The following is a 25,402-nucleotide window of genomic DNA, read 5'->3' as shown; positions in this document are numbered from 1 at the left end:
GCGATCTTCAGCCAAATATCGACATATTTTATTGTACCCAACTACTGATGAGTGATATAGAGTATTAGAAAGTCGCTAATATATGCCTATACGGCTACGTCATAAGCTAAATCAGAGTCTATAACCTCTTAGTAGCGATGTATTGTATCAAGAAAAATCATAACCATTCATTGCAGGAAGCTCTATATGAGTAAAATTGATATTCTATACCCAGTACTCGCGCATGTTTTGCTTGTTGTGTTGTTATATATTCCACTGGTTATCAGGAAAGCACAAGCAGTTAAAAGCAAGGCGGTTGATCTAAAGGTGACAGCGCTTAACAATCAGGCCTGGACTGAGGATGTCATTAAAGTATCAAATAATATCGCCAATCAATTTGAAACCCCCATACTCTTTTACGTACTCTGTATTATTGCGGTATTAACAAGTACGGTTGATATGTTAGGGGTTGTTTTAGCGTGGAGCTACGTCGCTTTGCGTTATATTCACTCATATATCCATACACACTCGAACTATGTTCCATACAGGATGCGTGTGTTCGCTTTGTCTCTGCTTATATTGCTTATTATGCTGATAAACACTGTCGTGCAGTTGGTCAACTTAACTTAAAAGCTATACATATCACTCGCCGCTTTCAAAAAACAAAATATGGTTAACTGTGAATATGAGACATGAAGAGATACCAGAAGAACACTCCGACCCGTTGATTCGGTTTTTGCACCGGGCGATTAGGGTAGCGGTTAAATTTCTGGCCGTATTAATGGTGCTGGTGATACTTTGGAGTATCGCAGATGTTGTGTATGTGCTGTACCAGAAAATGCATACGCCTCCCTATTTTTTGCTGGATGTAGGCGATATTCTCGAGACGTTTGCGGCGTTTATGGCTGTGTTGATTGCGATTGAAATATTCACCAACATAAGGCTTTATCTCGGGACTAATATCATTCCCGTTCAACTGGTTATTGCGACAGCGCTGATGGCAGTAGCCCGAAAAGTCATCGTGTTAGACCTCAAAGATGTGACAGCCGAGCAGATAGTGGGGCTATCTTTGGTCACGATAGCGCTGGGTGTCTCATATTGGTTGGTGCAAGTAAAAAACGCTGAAAAAGCTCAATGAGTAAGGTTGCATATGTAAAGGTGTCAATATGAGTGAAACCGTTGTCGTCTGTATTGTTGTTATTGTCGCGCTTATTGCCCATATTGGATTGTTTAACTGGATAAAATTCAAGATGGATGAAGCCGCAGTAGTTAGCTTCTTCAAAGCGCAATCTGAAAATGCTATTAGCAACCTAGACGCCATTTCTGCGAGCACGGGTATCCGTCGTTCGCGAGTTTCAAATATATGCCACAAAAGCAAAGCGCTTAAATCCGCAGGGGAGCAGTGGTGCTTGAGTGACCGCGTTAAAGCTTTGCTCTAGCGCCAATATCTCATCCTAATGCTTATTGTTAGCCGTTAACTCCTCCTCTCTGGATAAGACCTAAAACCATTCGCTTTTCATGGCCATACAGGTGTCGTCTCTGCGTGAAAGCAGTGACAAGTCTTGCTGAATGCTGGGAAGTTCCCAGTTAAAAAAGTACTGAGCGGCGTGTAGTTTGCCCAAATAAAAGTCACTTTCTTCACTATTAAGTTGCTTAAGAGCACCTTGCTTTATCAAGCCTTCTCTGGCGGCATTCGCTTGTCTTAACCACATCCATGCGACGACGACTTTACCAACCACATTCATATAGCAGGTTGCGTTCGCCAGGGTTTCATTAACGCGCTTATCGGCAAGATCCCCGCCCAGCTGAACAGTGACTTTTTGAACAAGGGAGAGCGCTGATTTCAGTTCGTTGGCCCATTCTGATAGGCGGTTATCGTCGCCGTTAGTTTCGTTGCTCGCCGCCGTTTGAGTCTGATTAACAGACAGAGCATGTTCAATATCGGCTTGAATTCGTTTGCCCAAAAGTTGCAAGCCTGAGCCCTTATGTTGCCATACTTTACGTCCCAGCAGGTCAAGTGCCTGGATTCCGTTAGTACCTTCATGAATCGGGTTAAGGCGGTTGTCACGCCAAAATTGCTCAACAGGGTACTCCCTTGTATAACCCGCTCCGCCCAATACCTGTATAGCCAGGTCATTTGCTTTTGTCCCATACTCGGAGCACCAGGATTTAATAACCGGCGTTAACAAATCCAGCAATATCTGCGTCTCAGCAACACCGCTTTTATCTTCCAAGGTATTGATATCGTCTAGTAGGGAGGCGCCAAATAAGCAAAGAGAAAGACCGCCTTCTACATAAGACTTTTGCGCCAGTAACATACGGCGGACATCGGCGTGATCAATAATTGGAACTGGCGCAGAAGTGGGGGCGTCTGTAGTGTGCCGCCCCTGTATGCGTTCTCGTGCGTACTCAAGTGAATACAGGTAACCACGGTAACCAATCATGGACGCGCCCATTGCAACGCCTACGCGAGCTTCATTCATCATTTGGAACATGTAGCGCAGCCCTTGATGCTTTTCGCCAATCAAGTAACCCACGCAAGAGCCATTCTCGCCAAACGACAAAGCCGTTGACGTCGTACCACGATATCCCAGTTTATGAATAAGGCCGGTTAGTGCAACATCGTTACGGTGCTGCGGTTGCCCCTCTTCGTTCAAAACAAACTTAGGCACCAAAAACAGTGAAATACCTTTAACACCCACAGGAGCCCCTTCTATTTTCGCTAATACCAAATGCACGATGTTTTCTGTGAGCTCGTGATCTCCGCCCGAGATAAACATCTTGTCGCCCTTGATCAAGTAGTGCCCTCGATCTGTTTGTTTTGCAGACGTGCGTATATCTGCAAGGGAAGAACCTGCATGGGGTTCGGTCAGTGCCATCGTGCCACTAAACCGACCTTCAAGCGTGGGGCTTAAAAACTGCTTTTTTAAGGTATCACTTGCAAACTTGTCTATTAGATTTGCCGCTGCTGCCGTTAAAAATGCGTAGCCTGAGGTCGAAGGGTTTGCGCTGGTAAAGTATCCCATGCAAACAGACATGATCACCTCGGGTAACTGCATTCCGCCTAGCGCGTATGCTTGCCTCCCGGCGATAAAACCCGCCTGCGCTAATGCGTCAAAGGCTTCTTTCACTTCCGGGATAATAGTGACATTTTTGCCATCAAACTCCGGCTCTTGGCGATCCAGCTTTGCGTTGTGTGTCGCGAATAGATTCTCTGCTATTTTTGCGGCGGTACCAATAGCCGCATCAAAGGTTTCCTGGTTATGCTCTGAAAAATGCGCTCTGTTGGGGAGCGAAGCAGTATTGAGCACTTCATATAATTGAAACTGAACATCGCGAGCACTTAACAGGGTGTTTGACATGGGAAGCCTTTAAGCATGTTGAAAGACAAGAAAGATGAAGACAAATCAATAAGTTCACTATCTCATAGAAATTATCTCGATATAACTGTCCTGTATGACATAATGTGTGCTGATCACGCCAATATCGATATAGTAATCGGGAACCTATATGCGTCATGTCACTGTTTTAGGATTTGATTATGCTTTTGCATCTGCAATTACAGGGGCTGCAGACCTGTTAAGTACCGCAGGTGTTACATGGAACTATATACATGGCCAGGCATTGGAATCGCAGTTTACGGTTGAGGTGGCAACACTGAAAGGAACCCCCGTTAAGTGTGCCAATAATATCGAAATAAAAGCACATAGGGCATTGTTTGATATTGAACACACTGACTTAATATTGATACCCACGATTGCCGGTGACATCCAACAGACACTTGAGCGCAATGGTGAATTAATGCCTTGGATTATAAAGCAGGCTGAGTTGGGAGCAGATATAGCGAGCAATTGTACCGGCGCATTTTTACTGGCTGAAACAGGTCTTTTGGATAATAGGCTTGCAACGACACACTGGGGCTTTATTGATGAATTTAGAGCACGTTATCCGAAAGTTAACTTGCAGGCCGATCAGTTAATAACCTCTGACGGTCCCTATTTCTGTTCAGGTGGAGGAATGGCCTGGTTAGACATGGCTCTATTCCTGATAGAGCGTTACTGCGGATATGATGTTGCCATTGCAAGTGCAAGGTCAAATGTCATCGATATTACCAAAACAAGCGGATCGACTTACAGTAGTATTCCGGGAAGGCGTTATCACCAGGATAGTGCAATCCTTAGTTTGCAAGATTGGCTCGACCAAAACTATCGACAAGATATTTCAGTCGCCTCTCTCGCTGGAAAAATGGCAATGACGGAGCGCACCTTGATAAGACGTTTTAAGCAAGCGACAGGGGATAGCCTTATACACTATTTACAGAGCTTAAGAGTTGATGCCGCCAAAAAACTGCTCAAGAGAGAGCATATGACAGTCGAATCGATCACTCACGAGGTTGGCTATAAGGACGTTTCGTCATTCATAAGGTTGTTTAAGAAGCATACGGGGGTATCGCCAAGTGCGTATCGAGCACGTTTTTCATAAAGACGTGTCTAAAGAGTATCGGGATTGAAAGACTCTCAGGAGGGGAGCTGTGCGTTATAAAATAAAACAGTATGAGGGGGGTATCTAAATGAGAGTACTCGCTATTATTGCCTCGCTCTTTGCGCTACAAATTTTTTGTATTACAACGTCTAGTGCACAAACTGTTTATAAGTATCAAGACTCAAAAGGCCGTTGGCACTTTACTGATAAAAAGCCCACGTCAGAGCGTTTTGAGCGTTCGGAGTACAAGAAAAATATTAGAAAGCGGGCGAGGCCTTCTCTTGTCACCAAACGAGAGGGCCTGCAGCAGCAACTGTTTGCGTTTAACCCCTACTATGGCCCGGTCGAATTCAAGGTCGTTTATGGGGAGTCTGCCAACAGCTTCAAAACGTTGGTGTTGCCTGCTAAGTCGAGCAAGCTTCTCTTTACCTATGGCAGTGAATACCAGGCAAAACCAAAACACAGATACTGGTGGGTCGCGGGTGACCCGGAGGCGGAGTCAGAATCTTACATCTATACACCCCCAGTACCTAAAGGCAAAGGCTTTAGAATTACACAGGCATTTGGCGGACGGTTTTCTCACTCGAAAGAACCCAGCTATTATGCGGTTGATATAGCAATGCCCGTCGGTACGATTATTAAAGCGGCCAGGGCAGGGGTTGTGATGTCGGTAAAAGATGATTATCACATGGGGAGCGTGAGTAGTAAGTACTTTTTAGATAAAGCAAACTTTCTTACCGTACTGCATGATGATGGCACAATTGCCAGTTATGTCCACATTCTGCTTGGAGGCCTTATGGTTAAGGCGGGGGATAGAGTAGAGGTCGGTCAGTCGCTTGCGCGCTCAGGTAGCACAGGTTATTCAAGTGGCCCTCATTTGCACTTCGTGATTAGAAAAAATATCGGGATGAAGCAAAAATCTATTCCATTTAAGTTTCGTTCTAACGACGGAACGCCGTATAAACCAGAGAGGAATATGTATATATGGCGCTATTAAAGCGCGCTGTTGGCTCATAACATAGCACGAATCTCTATAGATGTATCTTGCGTCCATTTATTATAACCAGTAGTCTATACAGTGTTATGGCTGCTTTGGTCAGCCAATGCCCGATTATCCACTCTTAATGGCCAAATGAAACTTTATATCGCTGAAAAACCAAGTTTAGGCAGAGCAATTGTGTCTGCGTTGCCAAAGCCCCATATTAAACAGGACGGATTTGTTAAGGTAGGAAACGGGGATGCGGTTACCTGGTGTATTGGCCACATACTGGAGCAGGCCGAACCTGATGCCTATGACCCGGCTTTTAAAAAATGGCAGTTAGAACATTTACCGATATCGCCCAATCAATGGAAGCTGATTCCCAAACATAAAACAAAAAAACAGTTTAATGTTGTTAAGAAGCTTATCAAGCAAGCGAAAGCTATTGTGCACTGCGGTGACCCCGATCGCGAAGGACAATTACTGGTTGATGAAGTTATCAACCATGTGGGCGTTTCCAGTAGCGTCAAAACAAACCTGCAACGCTGTTTAATCAGTGACCTTAATCATGCAGCGGTTGCAAAATCATTATCAAACCTACAGCCGAACAGCCATTTTGCTGCCCTCTCTATTTCTGCACTGGCTCGATCAAGAGCTGACTGGTTATACGGGATTAACATGACGCGAGCCTACACAGTGCAAGGCCGGAAGGTGGGTTACGAAGGTGTCGTTTCGATAGGTCGAGTTCAAACCCCTTTACTGGGGCTTGTTGTTAAGCGCGATCTGGAGGTTGAGGATTTTAAACCTACCACATACTTTGAGGTGTTGGCTCATATCCAGCACGAGCCTCACCCTCCATTTACTGCCAAATGGCAACCTAGTGAGGCATGCTTACCTTATTGTGATTCCGAAGGCAGGGTGATTAATAGAGCACTGGCTGAAAACGTTATTGGCCGGATCTTTAATCAGCAAGCAGTGGTTAAAAATGTTGAACGCAAACCCAAAAAACAGGCACCTCCTTTGCCGTACAACTTATCGTCACTGCAAATCGATGCGTCCAAGCGGTACGGCCTTAACGCCAAGGTCGTATTAGATACGTGTCAGGCGCTATATGAGAACCATAAGTTAATTACCTATCCCAGGTCAGATAATCGCTATTTGCCAGAGGCGCACTTTCATCAAGCGTCAGATATCATCCAGGCAATTAAGGCTACGAGCCAGCTAAAGGGGGAATGCGAAGGGGCTGATAGCGGAATAAGAAGTAAGGCCTGGAGTGACGATAAGGTTGGTGCCCATCACGCTATTATTCCCACGGCCGCGAAAAACCGCGCCATGCTTTCAAGCGTTGAAAGCCAGGTTTACGAATTGATAGCCAGGCAGTACCTTATGCAGTTCTATCCGCGCTGGGAATATGTCGATGGCAAAATTGAACTGGATATTGCCGGGGGCGTTTTTGTCACGAAAGCGCGGCATACCACGGCTATTGGCTGGAAGCAGTTACTGCCATCCTCCGGTTCGAAAAATGAAGATAACCTGCCAGACGTTAAGAAAGGGCAATTGTTATTCTGTGAACGCGGGGAGGTGTTAGACAAGCAAACGAAGCCTCCAGCAGCTTTCACCGATGCAACCTTGTTGGCCGCCATGACGGGTATTAGCCGATTTGTCTCCAATCCAGAGGTTAAAAAAATACTCAAAGATACCGACGGTCTGGGGACGGAGGCAACACGAGCAAACATTATAGAGTTGCTCTTCAAAAGACATTTTATTGAGCGCAAAGGTAAGCATATACACGCCACACCAATAGGGCGAGGGCTAATAACCAGTTTACCTGAGGCAATGACCTTGCCCGATATGACCGCACAATGGGAGTCAATGCTTAACAAAATCAGTTTAAAAGAGCAGAATTACACCGACTTTATGTCGCCTCTGGATAAATCGTTACTTGACTTGCTGGATTACGCACGCTGTAATCTTCCTATTGGCTTGAAAGGGCTTAAACAGAAAAAATCTGCTAAATTTATAAAAAGAAGAAAAAACAGCAAAAATGTAAGTGCGCGAAGTCATTAGCAAAGCGCTGAGGCTCAATTTCCCTATTAATAGAGGTTAATACCTGGATGTGTCCAAACAGGACTCGTCGTCGTTTTAGTTTGCCATCATCATGTCAGCACATTGGAGGTTCTATTTTGCAAACTGTTGTTAAAAAGTGGTTTAGAGATAAAGAGTATGGTTTTCTTGAGAATGGTAGTGGGCCTGATATTATGGTCCGCAAAGCAGACTTACTAAACTGTCAGTTTCTAAGAGTTGGCGTAACCGTTGAGTTTGAATGCCATGCAGATAAGTCAAAGCTTGTCGCTAAAAAAGTTAAGCTATCCCATCAAAAGAATCAGCATAATGGCGGTAGAAACGTTAAACAAAACCCTTTTGGTGTGATGACCTAGTTTTGATGTGATGATATAGCCTATCGCATAAATCGTCAGGTGGTAGCAGGTCGGCAGTTTACGAGTTAGAGCTTTCCCTCTGTGTCAGGATAGTGTTTTTCTGAATAGTTGCTTCGTGCACTCACACACTCATCTTCACCCATTGCAAACTCTCTACATATCAATGGTCTTTTTTCGTAAATTGAGCACATCATCGTGTTGCGGTTCAGTGCTGCGCACCATCCATCATCAAGCCGGGCCATGGTTTCACTGCCCCATTTATCTGTATCTATATAGTGATCGGGTACGCCTGTATCAGTAATAATCATTACTTTCATACGGCAACATATCGCTTCACAGCTTGAGCAGGTGGCTTTGCTATTATCGGTATTGTCGGTCTTGTTGATAGTATCTGTGAGATTAATATTATCTGTGAAATTAATATTATCTGTGAGATTAATAGTATCTATGAGATTAACTGTCATTGTTGGCTGCTGCTGTGTAAGTTGAGTAGGTATATAATTTCCTGCGAGAGTCCACCAATCATTGACGCAGATGGCAAATTATACCCGGTAGTAAAACAATTAACTGTTAGTTCGACCAAACAATCTTAAGGAAACATTGTGGCATCGAAATATTATGTAGTGTGGCGTGGTAGAGAAACTGGAATTTTTACTGATTGGGCAACCTGTAAAAAGCAGATTGATAAGTTTGCTGGTGCAAAATATAAATCATTTAAAACGTTAGCTGAAGCGGAGTCTGCCTTTAAGGGGAGCTCAGTATCGTCAAGCGTGGGGACAAAAGGCGGAAGTGCTCCACAAGCAACCAGGCGTAAAGCGAACACAGCAAGTCGTACAATAAAAACCTACTCCGCTCAGGAGGTTGAGCAGCTTAAAGCAGAAACAAAAATTTTTACTGATGGAGGCTGTGAGCCGAACCCAGGCGAAGCCGGGTCTGGGGTGGCGGTCTATCGAGACGGTAAAATAGATAGCCTGTGGTATGGCCTATATAATCCGAAAGGCACTAACAATACTGCTGAGCTCAATGCGTTGCACCAAGCGCTGCTGATGGCGGAAAACGAGGTAGATGCAAAACGAACCGTTGCCATTTTCTGTGATTCAAAATACTCAATTCAATGTATTACACAATGGGCTGCAGGTTGGCAGAAAAAAGGCTGGAAGAAGCCAGGCGGAGAAATTAAAAATCTTGAGCTGATTAAAGAGATATTTTCACTCTACCAAACGCTAAAAGAGAATATAAAAGTACTTCATGTAAACGGGCATGTTGGGGTTGAAGGCAATGAGTTGGCTGACCGAATGTCTATTTTGGCGATGGAGTCAAAAGAGGAAGCATTTGTTCGTTATACCGGAAACATTGATGTTCCTGCAATACTGGCATTAAGGGCCGGCTAAATGATCACCTTGTTAGCCTTATGTCTTAGATGAATTGATCAAATAGTGTTCTAAACTCTTTGTAATTGTATACAATTTGTAACGTTGCAGGGAGTTTTGTCATGTCATACAACGCCACCTATAATTCATCGATCTCAAACCCCGAAACTTTCTGGAAGAAAAAATCTGAACTTATTGCCTGGTATAAAAAACCAGAAAAAATCCTTGGCAAAACGGACGAGGGATTAGATTGCTGGTACGCCGACGGTGAACTTAACACGTCTTATCTTGCGCTAGATTACCATATCGAACAAGGCCGAGGGGATCAAACGGCCTTGATCTATGACTCGCCTGTAACGAACACTGTTGAGAAATACAGTTATATAGCGCTTAGAGATAAGGTCGCTTTGTTTGCTGGAGTACTTGATGATTTAGGTGTTGGCAAAGGTGATCGAGTAATTCTTTATATGCCAATGATTCCAGAAGCTGCAATAGCGATGCTGGCGTGTGCGCGAATCGGTGCTATTCACTCGGTTGTATTTGGAGGTTTTGCTGCAAACGAGCTAGCAGTGAGAATTGACGATGCAACGCCAAAAGTTATCATTTCTGCGTCCTGCGGAATCGAAATCAACAAGGTGATTGCATACAAACCGCTATTGGATCAGGGGGTTGAACTAGCCGAGCATACGCCATCTAACTGCATTATTGTTCAGCGTGACCAAGCCCCGTGCACTCTCGTTGAAGGTCGGGATCTTGACTGGAACTCACTCGTAGATCAAGCAACCCCGAAAGACCCTGTTTCAGTGCGTTCGACAGACCCGCTTTACATACTTTACACCTCTGGTACGACGGGCAAGCCTAAAGGTGTAGTGAGGGATAATGGCGGCCATGCAGTCGCAATGCGATATAGCATGGAGTGGGTCTATGGTGTTAAGCCTGGCGACGTATACTGGGCGGCCTCTGATGTAGGGTGGGTCGTAGGCCATTCATATATTATCTACGCACCGTTATTAACGGGGTGTACAACTATTTTGTATGAAGGTAAGCCAGTTAAAACACCGGATGCGGGGGCTTTCTGGCGAGTCTGCAGTGAGCATAAAGTGAAAATACTGTTCTCGGCACCCACCGCGTTTCGAGCCATACGTAAAGAAGACCCAGAGGGTCTACTTATTAATCAGTATGACTTAACTTCACTGGAAAGGCTGTATTTGGCGGGCGAACGGCTTGATCCGCCGACCTACGAATGGCTAAAAGAAAAATCTGGTATACCCGTGCTTGATCACTGGTGGCAGACAGAAACTGGTTGGGCCATCGCTTGCAACCCCGTGGGTGAAGAGCTGATGCCTGTAAAACCGGGTTCTGCAACCATGCCGACGGTTGGGTTTGACGTACAGATATTGAACGAGCACGGCGAAACGGCACAACCCAATGAACAGGGAAATGTTGTTGTTAAGCTGCCCATGCCACCAGGTTGTTTGTCGACCATATGGAATGATACTGCGAGATATAAGCGTTCATATCTGGAAACGTTTACCGGGTATTATCTATCAGGTGATGGAGGCTATATAGATGAGGACGGTTACTTGTTTATTATGGGGCGTACCGACGATGTGATTAACGTAGCAGGGCACAGACTCTCGACAGGAGAGATGGAGGAAATCGTTGGTTCACATCAAGCGGTGGCGGAGTGCGCTGTTTTTGGCGTTGCAGATCCACTAAAAGGGCAAGTGCCGATAGGGTTAGTGCTGCTTAAAGATGGTGTCGATGTAGATGAGGAGATACTGGAAAAAGAACTCATTCAACTGGTACGTGATCAGGTGGGGCCGCTAGCCTGTTTCCATCGTGCAATGGTAGTGGATAAATTGCCGAAAACCCGGTCAGGGAAAATATTACGCAAAACGATTCGTCAGATAGCGGATGGAGAAGATTACTCTATACCGTCAACCATTGACGATCCGACGATCCTAGCGGACTTGGAAGAGCGCTTTGCCGCACTGGGGATGGCTTAGCACCAGCCAGACACAATGAAATGGTGAAAAGGGTGAAAGGTTTACCCGGTTTTACCAAACCTATTATCAAATGTTAAGGAACGCAACACAGGTAATGATTAGTATGGTCGATAATTAGACAAAACTCTGGTTTATCTAAACTCAGAGTGAATACAAAAAAACTAATTCAGCATGGCCTTTTTATATACGTGACGGTTCACGTTCAAAGCGGTGCTGAGAGATACCTGGAGATAGAGATGTCAGCAAAACGTTACCCAAATATGTTAAAGCCTCTGGATTTGGGTTTTACCACCCTTAAGAACCGCGTACTAATGGGCTCTATGCACACCGGTCTTGAAGAACAGCCCGATGGCCTGGAGCGCATGGCCGCATTTTTTGCAGAGCGCGCGCGGGGTGGTGTTGCGTTGATTGTTACTGGTGGTTTTGGGCCAAGTGCAGAGGCCGCAACACACCCTCAAACGCAACTCATTAAGACCAAAGAAGATGCGTTGGCACACCGGGTTATTACTGATGCAGTACACAAAGAAGGCGGTAAAATCTGTATGCAGATTTTACATACCGGCCGCTACGCCTTTAACCCAAATTCAGTCGCTCCTTCTGCCGTTCAAGCACCTATTAACCCATTTAAGCCTAAAGCGCTTGACGAAGAGGGGATCGAAAAGCAGATCAATGACATCGTACAACTTGCAGTTAACGCGCAAATAGGTGGCTATGACGGTGTTGAGGTGATGGGGTCAGAGGGTTATTTCATTAACCAGTTTTTGGCCAAACGAACTAACCATCGAGATGACCGCTGGGGTGGTGAGTACGAAAATAGAATGCGCTTGGCCGTTGAAGTTGTCAGACGGGTGCGCGAAGCAGTTGGCAAAGAGTTTATCATTATCTACCGCCTGTCAATGCTAGACCTTGTAGAAGGCGGAAGTACTTATGAAGAAGTGCTTCAATTAGGCAAAGCGATTGAAAAAGCCGGTGCAACGATTATTAATACCGGCATTGGCTGGCACGAAGCGCGTGTTCCGACCATTGCGACCAAAGTTCCTCGCGCGGCATTTACATGGGTGACTGCGAAGTTCAAGAAAGAGCTGAACATACCACTTATTACCTCTAATCGTATCAACACGCCCGAAGTGGCTGAAGAGGTTTTGGAGCGTGGTGATGCCGATATGGTATCGATGGCACGCCCATTCCTGGCTGATGCGTTTTTCGTACAGAAAGCGATTGAGGGTAAGAGCGAAGAGATCAATACATGCATTGGTTGTAATCAGGCCTGTCTCGATAATGTATTTAGCGGCAAACTAACCAGCTGTTTGGTTAACCCTCGGGCATGTCATGAGACAGAAATGGTTCTTAAGCCAGTCGAAACCGTTAAAAAACTGGCTGTAATTGGTGCAGGGCCTGCTGGCTTGGCCTTTGCGACAACCGCCGCAGAGCGAGGACATCAAGTCACACTATTTGATGCTGCTGATCAAATCGGTGGCCAGTTCAACATCGCAAAACAAATTCCAGGTAAAGAAGAGTTTTACGAAACACTTCGCTATTTTGGTAAACAAATTGAAAAAACGGGGGTTCATTTAGAGCTAGGGCGCAAAGTCACTGTTGATGATTTAAACAATAATGATTTCGACGAAGTTATTATTGCAACAGGCATTCAGCCGCGTTTGCCGGAAATTGAAGGCATCGACCACCCTAAAGTACTGGGTTACCTTGATGTTCTTCGAGACAAGGCTGATGTTGGCAAGAAGGTTGCGGTGATTGGCGCAGGTGGCATAGGCTTTGATGTCTCTGAGTATCTGTGTCATAGCGGAGAAGCAACCAGTCAGAATATTGAGGCGTTCATGAAAGAGTGGGGCGTCGATATGACCCTTAAAGCCCGCGGTGGCATTGAAGGCATTGACGCTGAAGTAGCGCCCTCTGCGCGCAAGGTTTATCTGCTGCAAAGGAAGAAATCGAAGGTGGGTGCCAAGCTCGGTAAAACAACGGGGTGGATTCACCGCACCGGACTTAAGAACAAAGGGGTTAACATGATTCCTGCATGTTCGTATGAAAAGATTGATGATCAAGGGTTACATATTGATGTAGCGGGCGAAAAACGCGTTCTTGATGTTGATAATGTGGTGATCTGTGCAGGACAAGACCCATTAAGGGATTTGGCAGAAGGGTTAAACAAGCCTTATCAACTAATCGGCGGTGCCGACTACGCTGCTGAGCTTGATGCAAAGCGTGCTATTGATCAGGGCACACGACTCGCGTTGGCAGTCTAATATAGGCCATTGCGTTGCGGGCAGCTAGTCAGGCTGCCCGCACTCCTGGCTTCTTCTTTTTAATTAGTCTGGTTAAGATTCTTCTTTAGTCTGGATAGACTGACTGGCGTCATACCTAAAAATGAAGCGATGTGATACTGAGGAATTCGATCCAGTAGATGTTGGTATTCTTTGCAAAACCAACGATAACGCTGCTCACCATTGCATATTAAACGTTTGGCATCGCGCTTGGCGTTGCTGACAAACAAACTATGCATAAAGGTTATTTCAAAGTTCAGTATTTCCGGTTTATCCAGAGCATATGCGTGAAACTTTGGATAGTTTGCGATCAGTAAGGTGGCTGGTTCAATAGTCTGAATGTAGTACGGGCAGGGAGCTCCGCTTACGAAGCTAGAGATAGGTCCCAGTAGCATCCCTTCCTCATAAAAGCCTTCGTTTACTTCGTTTCCTTCCTGGTCGACATAGTAAATTCGAACCAGACCTTCTGCGATGTAAAAGAACTCTTCACAACTCTGGCCCGCTTTGATCCAGTGTTCACCCTCATCGAGTTGCTGCAGATGAAAAAAGTCTATGAACCGGCTCCAGTCAGAAAGTTCAGCTTTAAAGCGTTGTTCGAGTGTTTCACGCATTTTTAAAAAATGTTGATTCACAGCTATTCCTGTATTGGATACTCAGACTAAGTGCATTATCTTAATATGCGTTATCAGTTCGGCGATTATCGCCCACTCAAGTACGCCAGTAAAGCGTGAGTTCCTATTTAAGTTGCTGAATACTCGTCACTCTTTGGCGTATAAATCATCTAGCTATAAACAGCTGTATCCATAATAAAAATTGGTCTTTCAGTGCTTCTTGAATAACACTCATGCCGCAATTATATACTCAACAGGAAGCAACAAACGTCAGTTGAGAGTTGACGTTAGAGCTTTAGGGTAGAGGTTGTCTCTGAGCTGGTTGGTCTACCGATAGTCGACGATAAGATGGCTCAGAGTCCTTAGTAATAGTAACGAGAGGAGGGTGCGCTATGGATCTTAAACAACTAAACCCCTGGAACTGGCTAAATCATGAAGAAGGTGAAAGGCGTGAAAGGGAACGTAACGAACACTCTTTGGCGCCCAGCCCTATGATGCAAAGCCCTATAATGCGTTTGCATCAGGATATTAACCGTTTGTTTGATGAAGCATTTAAGGGATTTGGCACTTTGCCAACAGGTTGGGATACGTCCTTTTTCAGCGAGCAGACTAACTTGCTAAAGCCCAATATTAATATTGAATCAGATAGCAAGAACTACACGATCTCGCTGGAAGTGCCAGGCGTAGATGAAGACGCGGTAGAACTTGAGGTGTCAAATGATACGCTGGTAATAAAGGGTGAAAAGAAGCAGGAGAAAGAGGATAAAAATAAAGAGTATCACCGTATGGAACGGACTTACGGGAAATTCCAAAGGGTCTTATCCCTTCCAGAAGATGCTTCGCAGGATGATATTAAAGCAGACTTCAAAAATGGGGTTTTGACGATCAATATACCTCGCAAGGAAGTTGCAAAGACTAATGTAAGGCATATTGATATTAAAAAGGCGAGTTAACGCTATATTGTTGTCTGCAACATGACCGAAAGGCAGCCTGATGAGGCTGCCTTTCTTTTATATACAAAGTTAGTAGGTTTTATAGGGTAAGAATTTACCTGACAGGGTCACATCAACTCTGTCTCCGTTTGGGTTTTTTTCTCGCTTGATATCCATCGAAAAATCAATAGCGCTCATTATTCCATCACCAAACTCTTCGTGTATAAGGGCTTTAATCGTTGACCCGTATACATTTACCACTTCATACCATCGGTACAGAAGAGGGTCTGTAGGAACGGCGGTGGGCAAAGACCCTTTATAGGGAGGAATTTGTAACCATGCAATGGCTTCGTCTGGGAGCTCAAAAATATTGCCAACGATCTCTGCTTGCTGCTTACTAAAGGTCATCTGCCCCAGGCAAGCTGCGGTCGTCCACTCTTTTGAAAGTTCAATAGAGGCTGCTACTTCACTCCACTTGATACCTTTCGCTACTTTTTTTGAAAGAATCAGGTTTGTTACCTCTTCACGACTGTTAATCATTATATTCTCCGATTATTTAGATTGACTAGAAGGATTCATCATCGTTATTGACTGATCAGGTAAACGACTATCATGGCGAGTATTGCTGAAATACCTTGCCATACCCTTACTGGGTTTCGCTGTATGAGAGGAGGCCGTGTTTTTTCTATGAACCTGCGGTTTGGCTTCTTCAAGTCATGGATAAACTCGAAAACCTCTTCATACCTGTTTTCCGGGAAAGGGTGAACGGCTCTATGTATTGCATCGTCAACCCATATTGGAATCTCTACCTCGTCATTGATAATCGTGCGGTACCAAAGTTTTTTTTGCGCTGCTCGAGTTTTGGCTTTGGCTACGTCAGTATCATATGGGTAGCGTCCAGAAAGTAAGAAATAGGTGATGACGCCGAGTGAAAACAGCTCGGATTTGACCGTACCCGAGCAACCCAAAAAATATTCCGGTGCACTATAGAGCGCAGTTCCTTTTAAATAGGTCAGTGGCTGTTGTACTTCTGTTTCAACCAGGCCAGCAACGCTAACAGAACCAAAATCTATAATTTTTACGGTACCCTCCGTATCGATCATAATATTCTCTGGCCTTAAATCTTGATGCAGCATTTCCATTCGATGAAATGCATGTAGACCCTTTGCAATTTGCTCTACAATACCGCGAACCGTTTCAAGCGATGGTTTTGGGTTGTCTATTGCCCATTGAGCAAGGGTTTGGCCTTCTATAAATTCAAACACAGTGTAAATGTACTGGCGTTCCCGGTCGGGCCGTTTAGCCTTAAGTACATGAGCGCTGCTGAGGCGTCTGGCTATCCACTCTTCAAGTAAAAAGCTCTCTATATAACGCTTATCGTCGTGGGAATTTGATGTCGGTATCTTCAAGACAACGTTCTTTTTAGACACCTTGTCTTGCGCTAAGTAAACCAGGCTGCGGCTACTTGTATGGATCTGGCGCAGAACTTCGTATCCGTCAAATTCAACACCGGCTGTTAGTGCTGGCGGAAGATTTAATGCTTCAGCAGTTTTTTTAATGTCGTTGTGAACGTCTGTGGGAAGTGATTCAATTTTAACAATTTGTATGGTTAGGTTATCCTCGCTACCTTGGTTATATGCATGCTCTGCAATCGTGCGGGCGGCCTTATTCAGGTCATCATTATAATGTCTGACTGTTTCAACTATTTGTTGTGTCTTAACGAATTCATAGACCCCGTCAGTGCAGATGATATAAATGTCGTTGTTTTGAAGGGGAAGCGCTTGATAATCGAACTCGCACTGGGCAGCCATGCCCATTGCCCGGCTAAGATAACTTTTTTCTTCAGTTTCCCATAAGCGGTGATCGTGAGTTAGTTGTTCAAGGCCGTTCTCATTGAGGCGATAGACTCTTGAGTCGCCCACATGAAAAATATGAGCGGTGAGATTTTTTAGAATGACTGCGCTAAAAGTGCAAACATATCCTTTGTCTCTGTCGTAGCGACTTGAATCCTTTAAGGACTGAGAGTTTAGCCAGGAATTTGTCGCTTTTAACACTCGTTCGGCTGAGGTTTTTACCGACCAGGCTTCTGACGTGCAGTAGTAGTCTTCAAGAAATGCATTAACGGCAGTTTCGCTCGCTATATGACTTACATCGCTGGAACTAATGCCGTCAGACATTGCGATCGCAACGCCTTTCAGTGCTAGTAGTGAATCATTGGGAAGGCGGGCGCCATGATTGTCCTGGTTTTCTGACTTTCTGCCGCGATCAGAGCATTGTCCAAGGGAAACCTTGAGCTTTTCTTTCATAATACTCATTGTATAAACAAGCCTAAACAGATTTACCGGGTTTAGGCTTGTTTAACCTATTGAAGGTTATGCCACTTTGCTCATGTAGGGTTCAGCTGAGCGCTTTGGTGCCGTTTTGACGTGTGTTGTATACAAGGTTAACCCTGTAAAGGCGAGACCGCCGATTAGGTTGCCTAACGCTGTTGGAATTTCATTCCAGATTAGGTAATCCATAACCGAGAAGTCCCCCCCCATGATGATACTAAAGGGGAATAAGAACATGTTTACGACTGAGTGCTCGAACCCCATAAAGAAAAATAGAAATATTGGCATCCACATCGCAATAACCTTGCCGCTAACTGACGTTGAGATCATTGCGCCTACAACACCGAGAGATACCATCCAATTACACAGCATTCCGCGTATAAAAATAGTTAACCAACCATCAGCGCCGTATTGTGCATAGCCTAGTGTGCGTGCTTCGCCAATGCCTGCTACCTTCTCTCCGATAGGGCCAGCCTCGACATTAAACCCGTAGGTGAAAATAAACGCCATCATAAACGCGACGGTGAGGGCTCCAGCAAAGTTGCCTACAAAGACTAGTCCCCAGTTTCTCAACACGCCCTTGGCTGTAACGCCTGGGCGCTTATCGAGTAGCGCTAAAGGCGCTAACACAAACACTCCCGTTAGCAAATCAAAGCCCATTAGGTAGAGCATGCAAAAGCCGACCGGGAATAATATTGCTCCGAGTAAAAACATTCCTGTTTTAACTGCGACGGTAATTGCGAACACCGCAGCTAAAGCTAATATTGCTCCGGCCATAAACGCTCGGATTAAGGTGTCTCTGGTAGACATAAATATTTTTGATTCTCCGGCGTCCACCATCTTGGTGGCAAACTCGGAAGGCGCTAGATATGACATATCGTTTCTCTCTTCACTAGTATCATTTGTTTAAGTGCAAATGGTTCTAACCATATTCCTGTAAACGCAATTGATATGCCAGATATAAAATATTACGAAATAACAGAGGGATACGCTATTTTATATGCAGAAAATAGTGATTTTTAACGAGCAGCCAGAATCAATTTACGGGCGATATTAAGACATTCAACTTAAGATATTTCGCATCCTGCACACCTTTTGTGCACGCATCAAGCAAAGGCCTTGGCATGTTATTCTAGCTGATCACTATCGTCAGGCTGGTCTCTATTGATCGACATAATCTTTAAATGCTTGGCTAGGATGCTGTTTGGCCTTACCCTAATAAACTATGGTATAACGATAAGTCTGACTGCGGTAAGCATGTCTCTTTTTCAGTTTTGTGGCTTTACCGTTGTTACATCCGAAGTTGTTCAGCGAGTCAATTTGTAATAGGGGCCGTATTGATTATGATGCCGTTAAATGAGCCATTTGACTTAGTGTTGTTTGGGTCAACTGGAGACCTATCTACCCGCAAACTCTTGCCAGCACTGTTTTCGCTATACGCTGACGCGAGGCTTCCTAATGAGTGGAGGCTGGTTGCTTTATTTAGACGAGAGCACAAAGACTTTATCGAAACGTTGCACAAGTCTGTCGGGGTTAAACACGACCTTAATGATAAAAAATTAAAATCAAAGTGGGCGTCTTTCACAAAACATGTTGTCTGCTTGTCATTTGACGCAACAGAGCCTGATAACTACGGTGAGCTAAAGGAGCTGGTTGAACAGCAAGCCGACAGCAATAAGATATTTTATCTTGCTACGCCGTCAGCGCTGTACGGAAAAATATGTAATGGGTTAGCCAAGGCCCGCTTAAATAGCTTAAAAAGTAGAATAGTGTTGGAAAAGCCTATTGGTTCAGATTTGGCTTCTGCGAAAAAAATAAACCAACTGGTGTGCCGCCACTTTAAAGAGCAGCAGATCTTTAGAATCGATCATTACTTGGGGAAGGAGACTGTTCAAAATCTGCTGGTTTTGCGGTTTGCCAACACAATATTTGAGTCTCAGTGGAATCAGAAATATATCGATAACATTCAGATTACGATATCTGAAACCTTGGGGGTTGAGGAGCGAGCACAGTTTTACGATCACGTGGGTGCGCTTAGGGATATGGGGCAAAACCACCTTTTGCAACTGCTGTGTATTGTCGCCATGGAGCCTCCTGCCCGGTTTAACCCGGATGCCGTTCGTGATGAAAAAGTAAAAGTGCTTAGAGCGCTTCGAGTACTGGGCGATCAGGACGTACAAAAAAAAGTCGTTAGGGGCCAATACAGTTCAGGTATTTCGAACGGCGTCGCCGTCGCTGGTTATCTGGACGAGGAGGGCGTAGCTCCTTCGAGTGAAACAGAAACATTCGTCGCCATGAAAGTTGAAATTGATAATTGGCGTTGGGCTGGGGTTCCTTTTTACCTTCGAACGGGGAAGCGGTTAGTTCATAGAGCCTGTGAAATTGTTGTCCACTTTAAGGAAGTTCCCCACTCAATTTTCGACTTACAGCATAAAAATACCATGGCCAACAAGCTGGTATTTCGACTCCAGCCTGATGAAGGAATCAGGTTAAAACTGTGTGAAAAGAAAAGAGGCCCAGGTGTTAGTGTGCGGTCAACCGAGCTTAGTTTAAGCCCTGACTACCTTAACCGTAAACATATACCTGATGCTTACGAAAGACTGCTTGGTGATGTCATTAGTAATAATCAAACGCTATTTGTCAGGCAGGACGAACTAATCGCTGCCTGGGAGTGGCTTGACCCAATTTTGAAGCACTGGGATGAGTCAGAGCAGGAGCCTGAACCCTATATTGCCGGTAGCTGGGGGCCAGCTGCTGCCACACTATTGCTGGCTAAAGACGGTCGTCTGTGGGATGAGACAAGCAGCCCTCTACAAGAGAGTATGCTTAACGAGGGGGAAGAGTGATTGAGCGATTATTTAATAACCATCAGGAAATGCTCAACGAGCTTGTAGATACAATTGCACGAGATATTTCGAGGTCTATAAAAGAGTCGGGCGAAACTAGTCTCGCGGTCAGTGGCGGAACAACACCTGTTAACCTATACGACGGTCTTTCCTTAGTCGATTTGAGCTGGCATAACGTCACGATAACCTTAACAGATGAGCGTTGGGTACCTGTTGATCATACTGCGAGTAATGAGAGAATGGTTAGGCAGCACTTATTACAGAATAGCGCTCAAGGTGCTCGTTTTATCAGCCTTAAAACTCATCATCCTTCAGCAGAAAAGGCTGAAGCTGAGCTCGAAAAGTATCTTCAAAATGAACTCCCATCTTTAGACTTGGTCATATTAGGGATGGGGGCTGATGGCCATTTTGCTTCGCTGTTTCCGCATTCCGATGTTTTAGCAAAAGGGTTGGATCTAAGCAGTTCCAGGCAGTGCCTGGCGACCTTTGCTCCGTCAGAGCCAAAGGAGCGAATATCTCTTACTCTAGCCAAAATTCTAACAGCAAAGAAAATCTATCTGCTAATGACAGGTGAAGATAAATTGGCCGTATATAGGCGTGCTTGCAAAGAGATTAACGCAAGTGCGGTGCCAAACTTACCCATTACAGCAGTACTCAAACAAGACGCTGTTCCGGTAACCGTATTTTGGGCGGCTACTAGCGATAACAAGGCGAGCTGATATGAACAAAACCATATCTATGATTACAGATCGAATTTTGCATCGCAGTGCGCAAAGCAGGGCTGCCTATCTTAACAAGGTTGAGACGGCGTTTGTGCAAGGCCCAGCAAGAAGCCAGGTAAGCTGTACCAACTTGGCGCATGATGTGGCGGCGTCCACAGACCACGAAAAGTTAATTCTTAAACAGCGTGAGCAGCATGCAAATATCGCTATTATCTCTGCCTATAATGAGTTACTTTCAGCGCACCAACCGTATAGCGCATACCCGAAACTTATAAAGGAAGCCGTTGCTAGAAAGGGGCATGTCGCGCAGTTTGCCGCTGGTGTTCCGGCAATGTGCGATGGCATTACTCAAGGCCAGCCAGGTATGGAGCTTTCGCTACTGAGCCGTGATGTCATAGCGATGTCCGCCGCAGTTGCATTGAGCCACAACGTTTTTGACGGCGCTCTGTACTTGGGAGTTTGCGACAAGATTGTGCCCGGCCTGCTAATCGCGGCTTTGGAGTTTGGTCACCTGCCAGCGGTATTTGTACCAGCAGGCCCTATGCCAACAGGTTTACCGAATAAACAAAAAGCGCACATCAGGCAGCAGTATGCAGAAGGTTTAATAAGTAAAGACCAATTGCTCGAAGCAGAAGTTAAGTCCTACCACTCTCCTGGTACTTGCACGTTTTACGGGACGGCGAATAGTAATCAGATGCTGATGGAGTTTCTTGGTCTGCATCTTCCTGGTTCATCTTTTATTCCGCCTGGCACTGAATTGCGGGATGCACTGACAGTATCGGCCGCGGAACAAATATGCAAAATTACAGCACTTACTGATCACTATACCCCACTGGGAAAAATGATTGACGAAAAGTCCGTTGTAAACGCAATGATTGGGCTTATTGCCACTGGAGGCTCTACCAATCATACCATTCATCTTGTTGCGATTGCTCGTGCCGCTGGGATAGTGATCAATTGGGATGATTTTTCAGCATTGTCAGCCGTCGTTCCTTTGCTCGCTCGGGTCTACCCTAGTGGGGATGCTGATATTAATCAGTTTCATCACGCAGGAGGTGTCCCACTGGTTATTAAGGAGCTTCTTGAGCTTGGTATGCTGCACCGCGATGTAGCGACGATTATGGGGCAAGGACTTGAAAAGTATACTCAGAGACCTTCATTGGGCAATCAAACTTTGTCCTGGACAGCCTCCACTGAGAGCCTTGATAAAAGTATTATCAGAATAGGTTCTGACCCCTTTGCAGCCAGCGGCGGCCTCTGTTTGATTGCCGGAGATATTGGACGGGCCATTGTAAAACTATCGTCTGTGCCCGAAAAGCATCACAAAATCAAAGCTCCAGCAGCCGTCTTTTGTTCGCAGGAAGCCGTTAAACAGGCCTTTGAAGAAGGGTTGCTAGATAAAGATTGTGTTGTAGTGGTAAAAGAGCAGGGGCCACGCGCGAACGGAATGCCCGAACTGCATAAGCTTATGCCTGTGTTGGGCGTATTACAGGATAGAGGCTATAACGTTGCGTTAGTGACGGATGGGCGTTTATCGGGTGCATCGGGTAAAGTGTTATCGGTGATTCATGTCACCCCGGAAAGTAATGCAGGGGGGGCTATTGCAGTGATCGCTGAGGGAGATGTTATAGACATTGATGCGGTTAAAGGCACTCTGTCAGTTAATGCAGACCTCCAGTCCAGACTGAAGCAGTTTACCAATGAGAGTCTCAAGCAAAGTTCAAGCAGTCTGGGAAGAGGGTTGTTTCAAGGCATGAGATCGAGAGCAACATCAGCAGAGGAGGGGGCTACAACGTTTCAATAGCGACAATTACTTGCCCTTCAAGGATATAAGGAAACAACTGATGAATAAATCCGATGCTATGTTTGATGCTTGGTTATTGCATACCAAGCCCGTTATTCCGGTTATTGTGATTGATGATGCTGAAGATGCAATATCACTTGCAGGCGCACTTACCAAAGGCGGAATTCGATTAATTGAAATTACGTTACGAACACCCGCAGCGCTTAAAGCAATACATATCCTGGCTGGCAGTTTTCCCGATATTATTGTGGGTGCAGGAACAGTAGTGAGGCCTGAACAGGTCGCAGACGTTGCAAAAGCGGGTGGGCGTTTTATTGTAAGCCCTGGCTTTTCACTTGATATTGCCGAACAAGCCGAGAAACATGGATTAGCTTATTTACCCGGCGTTGCTACAGCAACAGAAATTATGACAGCGACAAGTAATGGGTTTAATTTCTTAAAGTTTTATCCGGCGGCCCAGGCCGGCGGTGTTGATATGTTGAAAGCGTTCTCCGGGCCTTTTCCTAACGTTATCTTTTGCCCGACAGGGGGGATCAGTGAGCTGGACTACCTTAAGTACCTTGAACTGAGCAACGTGAAGTCTATTGGTGGTTCCTGGGTTGCTTCACGCAAGCTTATTGCGGATAAACAGTGGAATGAAATATACGAGCTTTCAGCCCGGATATAGCCGCAGAAGTTCAAATTTTCTCAGAACCGAAGACTATTTGTTTAACAACAGCGTTTATGATGTCTCAAGCTCTTGAAGGTGTGCATTTATTTCCTCAGTCGATTGTTGATACACGCTGACCGCTTTTCGGATCAACTGAACCTGTTCCAGTGCAGTGAGGTTTGTACTATTAAATGAGGGGGAAACGCCGTAATTTGTTGACCCGGGTCGACCATTAAACTTAAAGACACTACCTGAACTATGTGTCACAAGTTGCTGTTTTATTGAAACTTTCCAATCATCCATAATATAACCATACATTGAGTTGAGCGACACAAAATTGTAGCAATAATTCCTACGGTGTGTAAGTCGCTTTAGTAAATAACGTAGGTTAATGCTGCGTATGCTTATATTCTTTTAGATTAGCCGACTGTTAGCTTGGCTTAATAGACTTCTTTCGCGCCGACGCATGCCTTTCACGCAGTTCAACGTCAATATACTTGTCAGTAATTGCGCTTGAGCCGTGCCCGGCATCATCTCTTACGTGTTCTCTTGGGCGGCGCTTAACATCGTCGGAGATTCCTGTGTGGCGGAGCCAGTGAACCGTCGCTGTTTTTAGCCGCTCAGAATCCTCAATGAACCCATCTTCAACCATCCGTTTGACGGCTGCATCAAAACAAGTTTGTACAATATTTCTGATCTGACGCGTGCTTGATACAGCACCCGTTCCCCTGGTTTTTGGGATGAGTGGAGTCTGCTCTCCCGGGTAGGGTAAAACAGATAAATTCCTATAGGTTCGGTAGCGCTTTAAAGCGGCCAGCATTTCATCACTGACAGAAACTGATCGCTCTTTGTTACCCTTACCAACAGTGATAAACCACCAATTGCCATCCATATCTAGCTGAAAGTCTCCCATTTTGGGGTACCAGCGCTCACTTTGTGTCAGTTCGGAAATACGCAGATACATGCCATACAGCGCGTTCATGACAAACAGCGTTCGCTCGTGCACAAGCGGGTTTTGTTGCGCCATTATTTCTGCTGTTTCAATTACATATTCCCATTGTAAATCAGATAAGCGGCGAATCTTTTCGCTCTGCTTTTTGCGGATGAATTTACTCTTTTGGCGAATAAGGGCAATAGGGTTGACGTCACTGTGTTCTTCCTGAATCAGAAAGTTAAAGAAGCTACTGAGAATTGAAAAGATCGCTTGAAATGATTTTTGTGATAATACCCAGTTATTGATATCTGGCGTATGTTCAGACGAGTACTCAACTTTACCCACTTTAGAAACAAAAGGTCGCCACTCCCGGTTAATAACGCGTTGCCCATGCTGGTCAACAAAGCGAGAAACCGTTTTCAAACCAATCCACTCCTTAGGGGGATGTTGACAAAAGTCCAGAAAGTCATCTATTTCAGAACGTCGTATGTCTTTGAGGCTAATACCTGCCACGAACCAGGCCCATTGCAATAGACGCTCAACTTCTCGGCGATACGACGCAAACGTATCGGCACTACCCCGATAACTGCATAAAAACTCACAGGCAATATTATAATCTGATTCGGCATTGGCTGGTGCATCTGACTTTATACGAGCCAGCACAGTTGGGTTTTTCTCGTACTTCTCTTCTAGCATCACTTTAAGCGTGTCGAACAGGGGGAGGGGGCTTTTATGTTTATATTTCAACGCTATTTGCTCTTTGAGTCTTATTGTTGCCTAACGGTAAAACGAGTAATCAATATACCGCATAGAGTGGCCATAGTGTAAAAATTACTATCGACTATCACAAAATAATTTTTACTTTAATAGCTGCAAAATCAATTTTTTGGGCTAATTGGTGGGTCGTAGTTGAAGAAGCACTAATGACTTATTACGTGTGCTGTTGGGGGCGAGGGGCTTAACTGTGACGAAGACATTCAGTAAGTATATTTCTTCGAGTAAACGTGACTTCCGTATCCTAATCTTTATTTGAACCTA

23 protein-coding genes are annotated in these 25,402 nt (G+C 45.0%); 15 read left to right on the top strand and 8 right to left on the bottom strand.

Annotated features, from left to right (window positions below):
* Positions 1-186: 186 nt before the first annotated feature.
* The 3 genes from MY523_RS07855 to MY523_RS07845 are packed head-to-tail and all read left to right on the top strand — an operon-like array spanning position 187 to position 1,418.
* The gene (locus MY523_RS07855; RefSeq protein WP_250658234.1) at positions 187-609 is read left to right on the top strand and encodes an MAPEG family protein; all 423 of its coding nucleotides are present in this window, start codon (positions 187-189) and stop codon (positions 607-609) included.
* A gap of 55 nt (positions 610-664) precedes the next feature.
* Entirely contained in the window at positions 665-1,117 is a 453-nt protein-coding gene (locus MY523_RS07850) for a phosphate-starvation-inducible PsiE family protein (RefSeq protein ID WP_250658792.1), read from the top strand.
* 28 nt (positions 1,118-1,145) lie between these two features.
* On the top strand, positions 1,146-1,418 hold the full coding sequence (locus MY523_RS07845) for a hypothetical protein (RefSeq protein ID WP_250658233.1): 273 nt from the start codon (positions 1,146-1,148) through the stop codon (positions 1,416-1,418).
* 60 nt (positions 1,419-1,478) lie between these two features.
* Here MY523_RS07845 and MY523_RS07840 read toward each other — a convergent pair whose 3' ends face one another.
* Positions 1,479-3,341, bottom strand: coding sequence for an acyl-CoA dehydrogenase (locus MY523_RS07840; protein WP_250658232.1), 1,863 nt, complete (start codon positions 3,339-3,341; stop codon positions 1,479-1,481).
* 148 nt (positions 3,342-3,489) lie between these two features.
* Here MY523_RS07840 and MY523_RS07835 point away from each other — a divergent pair, with 148 nt between their 5' ends.
* The 4 genes from MY523_RS07835 (at position 3,490) to MY523_RS07820 (ending at position 7,878) form a co-directional block, all read left to right on the top strand.
* Positions 3,490-4,461, top strand: coding sequence for a GlxA family transcriptional regulator (locus tag MY523_RS07835; protein ID WP_250658231.1), 972 nt, complete (start codon positions 3,490-3,492; stop codon positions 4,459-4,461).
* Between the two features lie 88 nt (positions 4,462-4,549).
* Positions 4,550-5,458, top strand: coding sequence for a M23 family metallopeptidase (locus tag MY523_RS07830; RefSeq protein ID WP_250658230.1), 909 nt, complete (start codon positions 4,550-4,552; stop codon positions 5,456-5,458).
* A gap of 135 nt (positions 5,459-5,593) precedes the next feature.
* Positions 5,594-7,507, top strand: coding sequence for a DNA topoisomerase III (locus MY523_RS07825; protein ID WP_250658229.1), 1,914 nt, complete (start codon positions 5,594-5,596; stop codon positions 7,505-7,507).
* A 116-nt stretch (positions 7,508-7,623) separates the two neighbouring features.
* Entirely contained in the window at positions 7,624-7,878 is a 255-nt protein-coding gene (locus tag MY523_RS07820; RefSeq protein WP_250658228.1) for a cold shock domain-containing protein, read from the top strand.
* Between the two features lie 65 nt (positions 7,879-7,943).
* Here the strand turns inward: MY523_RS07820 and MY523_RS07815 are convergent, their stop codons facing one another.
* The gene (locus tag MY523_RS07815) at positions 7,944-8,282 is read right to left on the bottom strand and encodes a YkgJ family cysteine cluster protein (protein ID WP_370301522.1); all 339 of its coding nucleotides are present in this window, start codon (positions 8,280-8,282) and stop codon (positions 7,944-7,946) included.
* 198 nt (positions 8,283-8,480) lie between these two features.
* Here MY523_RS07815 and MY523_RS07810 point away from each other — a divergent pair, with 198 nt between their 5' ends.
* The 3 genes from MY523_RS07810 to MY523_RS07800 all read left to right on the top strand — a co-directional run bounded on the left by MY523_RS07810 (position 8,481) and on the right by MY523_RS07800 (position 13,518).
* Positions 8,481-9,269, top strand: a complete 789-nt coding sequence (locus MY523_RS07810; protein WP_250658227.1) for a ribonuclease H family protein — start codon at positions 8,481-8,483, stop codon at positions 9,267-9,269.
* Between the two features lie 101 nt (positions 9,270-9,370).
* Positions 9,371-11,257, top strand: a complete 1,887-nt coding sequence (locus MY523_RS07805) for a propionyl-CoA synthetase (protein ID WP_250658226.1) — start codon at positions 9,371-9,373, stop codon at positions 11,255-11,257.
* A gap of 236 nt (positions 11,258-11,493) precedes the next feature.
* Entirely contained in the window at positions 11,494-13,518 is a 2,025-nt protein-coding gene (locus MY523_RS07800; protein ID WP_250658225.1) for an NADPH-dependent 2,4-dienoyl-CoA reductase, read from the top strand.
* Between the two features lie 59 nt (positions 13,519-13,577).
* Here the strand turns inward: MY523_RS07800 and MY523_RS07795 are convergent, their stop codons facing one another.
* Positions 13,578-14,168 carry a Crp/Fnr family transcriptional regulator gene (locus MY523_RS07795; protein WP_250658224.1) on the bottom strand — a complete coding sequence of 197 codons (591 nt, stop codon included), beginning with the start codon at positions 14,166-14,168 and terminating at the stop codon, positions 13,578-13,580.
* A gap of 371 nt (positions 14,169-14,539) precedes the next feature.
* On the opposite strand from MY523_RS07795, the gene MY523_RS07790 reads away from it, so the two are divergent.
* Positions 14,540-15,100, top strand: coding sequence for an Hsp20/alpha crystallin family protein (locus MY523_RS07790; RefSeq protein ID WP_250658223.1), 561 nt, complete (start codon positions 14,540-14,542; stop codon positions 15,098-15,100).
* A gap of 69 nt (positions 15,101-15,169) precedes the next feature.
* On the opposite strand, the gene cynS is transcribed toward MY523_RS07790, so the two are convergent.
* The 3 genes from cynS to MY523_RS07775 all read right to left on the bottom strand — a co-directional run bounded on the left by cynS (position 15,170) and on the right by MY523_RS07775 (position 18,285).
* The gene (gene cynS, locus MY523_RS07785; RefSeq protein WP_250658222.1) at positions 15,170-15,619 is read right to left on the bottom strand and encodes a cyanase; all 450 of its coding nucleotides are present in this window, start codon (positions 15,617-15,619) and stop codon (positions 15,170-15,172) included.
* Positions 15,620-15,663: 44 nt separating this feature from the next.
* A complete protein-coding gene (locus tag MY523_RS07780; RefSeq protein ID WP_250658221.1) occupies positions 15,664-17,385 on the bottom strand; it encodes a bifunctional protein-serine/threonine kinase/phosphatase in 1,722 nt (573 codons plus the stop codon).
* Between the two features lie 66 nt (positions 17,386-17,451).
* Positions 17,452-18,285 carry a formate/nitrite transporter family protein gene (locus MY523_RS07775; RefSeq protein ID WP_250658220.1) on the bottom strand — a complete coding sequence of 278 codons (834 nt, stop codon included), beginning with the start codon at positions 18,283-18,285 and terminating at the stop codon, positions 17,452-17,454.
* A gap of 467 nt (positions 18,286-18,752) precedes the next feature.
* Between MY523_RS07775 and zwf the strand changes: the two genes are divergently transcribed.
* Genes zwf through eda form a run of 4 tightly spaced genes read left to right on the top strand, consistent with a single transcriptional unit; the run spans position 18,753 to position 23,448 of the window.
* Positions 18,753-20,255, top strand: a complete 1,503-nt coding sequence (zwf, locus tag MY523_RS07770) for a glucose-6-phosphate dehydrogenase (protein ID WP_250658219.1) — start codon at positions 18,753-18,755, stop codon at positions 20,253-20,255.
* Positions 20,252-20,974, top strand: a complete 723-nt coding sequence (gene pgl, locus MY523_RS07765; protein ID WP_250658218.1) for a 6-phosphogluconolactonase — start codon at positions 20,252-20,254, stop codon at positions 20,972-20,974. Before zwf ends, pgl begins: the two co-directional genes overlap by 4 nt.
* Position 20,975: 1 nt before the next feature.
* Positions 20,976-22,781, top strand: a complete 1,806-nt coding sequence (gene edd / locus MY523_RS07760; protein ID WP_250658217.1) for a phosphogluconate dehydratase — start codon at positions 20,976-20,978, stop codon at positions 22,779-22,781.
* 40 nt (positions 22,782-22,821) lie between these two features.
* Positions 22,822-23,448: a bifunctional 4-hydroxy-2-oxoglutarate aldolase/2-dehydro-3-deoxy-phosphogluconate aldolase gene (eda, locus tag MY523_RS07755; RefSeq protein ID WP_250658216.1), complete on the top strand. Its 627-nt coding sequence runs from the start codon at positions 22,822-22,824 to the stop codon at positions 23,446-23,448.
* Between the two features lie 54 nt (positions 23,449-23,502).
* Here eda and MY523_RS07750 read toward each other — a convergent pair whose 3' ends face one another.
* The gene (locus MY523_RS07750; RefSeq protein WP_250658215.1) at positions 23,503-23,733 is read right to left on the bottom strand and encodes a hypothetical protein; all 231 of its coding nucleotides are present in this window, start codon (positions 23,731-23,733) and stop codon (positions 23,503-23,505) included.
* A gap of 127 nt (positions 23,734-23,860) precedes the next feature.
* Positions 23,861-25,111 carry a tyrosine-type recombinase/integrase gene (locus MY523_RS07745; protein ID WP_250658214.1) on the bottom strand — a complete coding sequence of 417 codons (1,251 nt, stop codon included), beginning with the start codon at positions 25,109-25,111 and terminating at the stop codon, positions 23,861-23,863.
* Between the last annotated feature and the right edge of the window lie 291 nt (positions 25,112-25,402).

It is taken from the genome of Alkalimarinus coralli (assembly GCF_023650515.1).
Lineage (GTDB): Bacteria > Pseudomonadota > Gammaproteobacteria > Pseudomonadales > Oleiphilaceae > Alkalimarinus > Alkalimarinus coralli.
This window is presented reverse-complemented; position numbering and strand designations above follow the sequence as displayed.

What these genes read in the sequence shown, in the direction of transcription:
- MY523_RS07850 (WP_250658792.1), top strand. Translation starts at nt 665, where the DNA reads ATGAGACATGAAGAGATACCAGAAGAACACTCCGACCCGTTGATTCGG.
- MY523_RS07790 (WP_250658223.1), top strand. Translation starts at nt 14,540, where the DNA reads ATGGATCTTAAACAACTAAACCCCTGGAACTGGCTAAATCATGAAGAA.
- MY523_RS07780 (WP_250658221.1), bottom strand. Translation starts at nt 17,385, where the DNA reads ATGAAAGAAAAGCTCAAGGTTTCCCTTGGACAATGCTCTGATCGCGGC.
- MY523_RS07835 (WP_250658231.1), top strand. Translation starts at nt 3,490, where the DNA reads ATGCGTCATGTCACTGTTTTAGGATTTGATTATGCTTTTGCATCTGCA.
- MY523_RS07840 (WP_250658232.1), bottom strand. Translation starts at nt 3,341, where the DNA reads ATGTCAAACACCCTGTTAAGTGCTCGCGATGTTCAGTTTCAATTATAT.
- cynS (WP_250658222.1), bottom strand. Translation starts at nt 15,619, where the DNA reads ATGATTAACAGTCGTGAAGAGGTAACAAACCTGATTCTTTCAAAAAAA.
- edd (WP_250658217.1), top strand. Translation starts at nt 20,976, where the DNA reads ATGAACAAAACCATATCTATGATTACAGATCGAATTTTGCATCGCAGT.
- MY523_RS07825 (WP_250658229.1), top strand. Translation starts at nt 5,594, where the DNA reads ATGAAACTTTATATCGCTGAAAAACCAAGTTTAGGCAGAGCAATTGTG.
- MY523_RS07800 (WP_250658225.1), top strand. Translation starts at nt 11,494, where the DNA reads ATGTCAGCAAAACGTTACCCAAATATGTTAAAGCCTCTGGATTTGGGT.
- MY523_RS07830 (WP_250658230.1), top strand. Translation starts at nt 4,550, where the DNA reads ATGAGAGTACTCGCTATTATTGCCTCGCTCTTTGCGCTACAAATTTTT.
- MY523_RS07775 (WP_250658220.1), bottom strand. Translation starts at nt 18,285, where the DNA reads ATGTCATATCTAGCGCCTTCCGAGTTTGCCACCAAGATGGTGGACGCC.
- MY523_RS07855 (WP_250658234.1), top strand. Translation starts at nt 187, where the DNA reads ATGAGTAAAATTGATATTCTATACCCAGTACTCGCGCATGTTTTGCTT.
- MY523_RS07805 (WP_250658226.1), top strand. Translation starts at nt 9,371, where the DNA reads ATGTCATACAACGCCACCTATAATTCATCGATCTCAAACCCCGAAACT.
- zwf (WP_250658219.1), top strand. Translation starts at nt 18,753, where the DNA reads ATGATGCCGTTAAATGAGCCATTTGACTTAGTGTTGTTTGGGTCAACT.
- MY523_RS07845 (WP_250658233.1), top strand. Translation starts at nt 1,146, where the DNA reads ATGAGTGAAACCGTTGTCGTCTGTATTGTTGTTATTGTCGCGCTTATT.
- eda (WP_250658216.1), top strand. Translation starts at nt 22,822, where the DNA reads ATGAATAAATCCGATGCTATGTTTGATGCTTGGTTATTGCATACCAAG.
- MY523_RS07750 (WP_250658215.1), bottom strand. Translation starts at nt 23,733, where the DNA reads ATGGATGATTGGAAAGTTTCAATAAAACAGCAACTTGTGACACATAGT.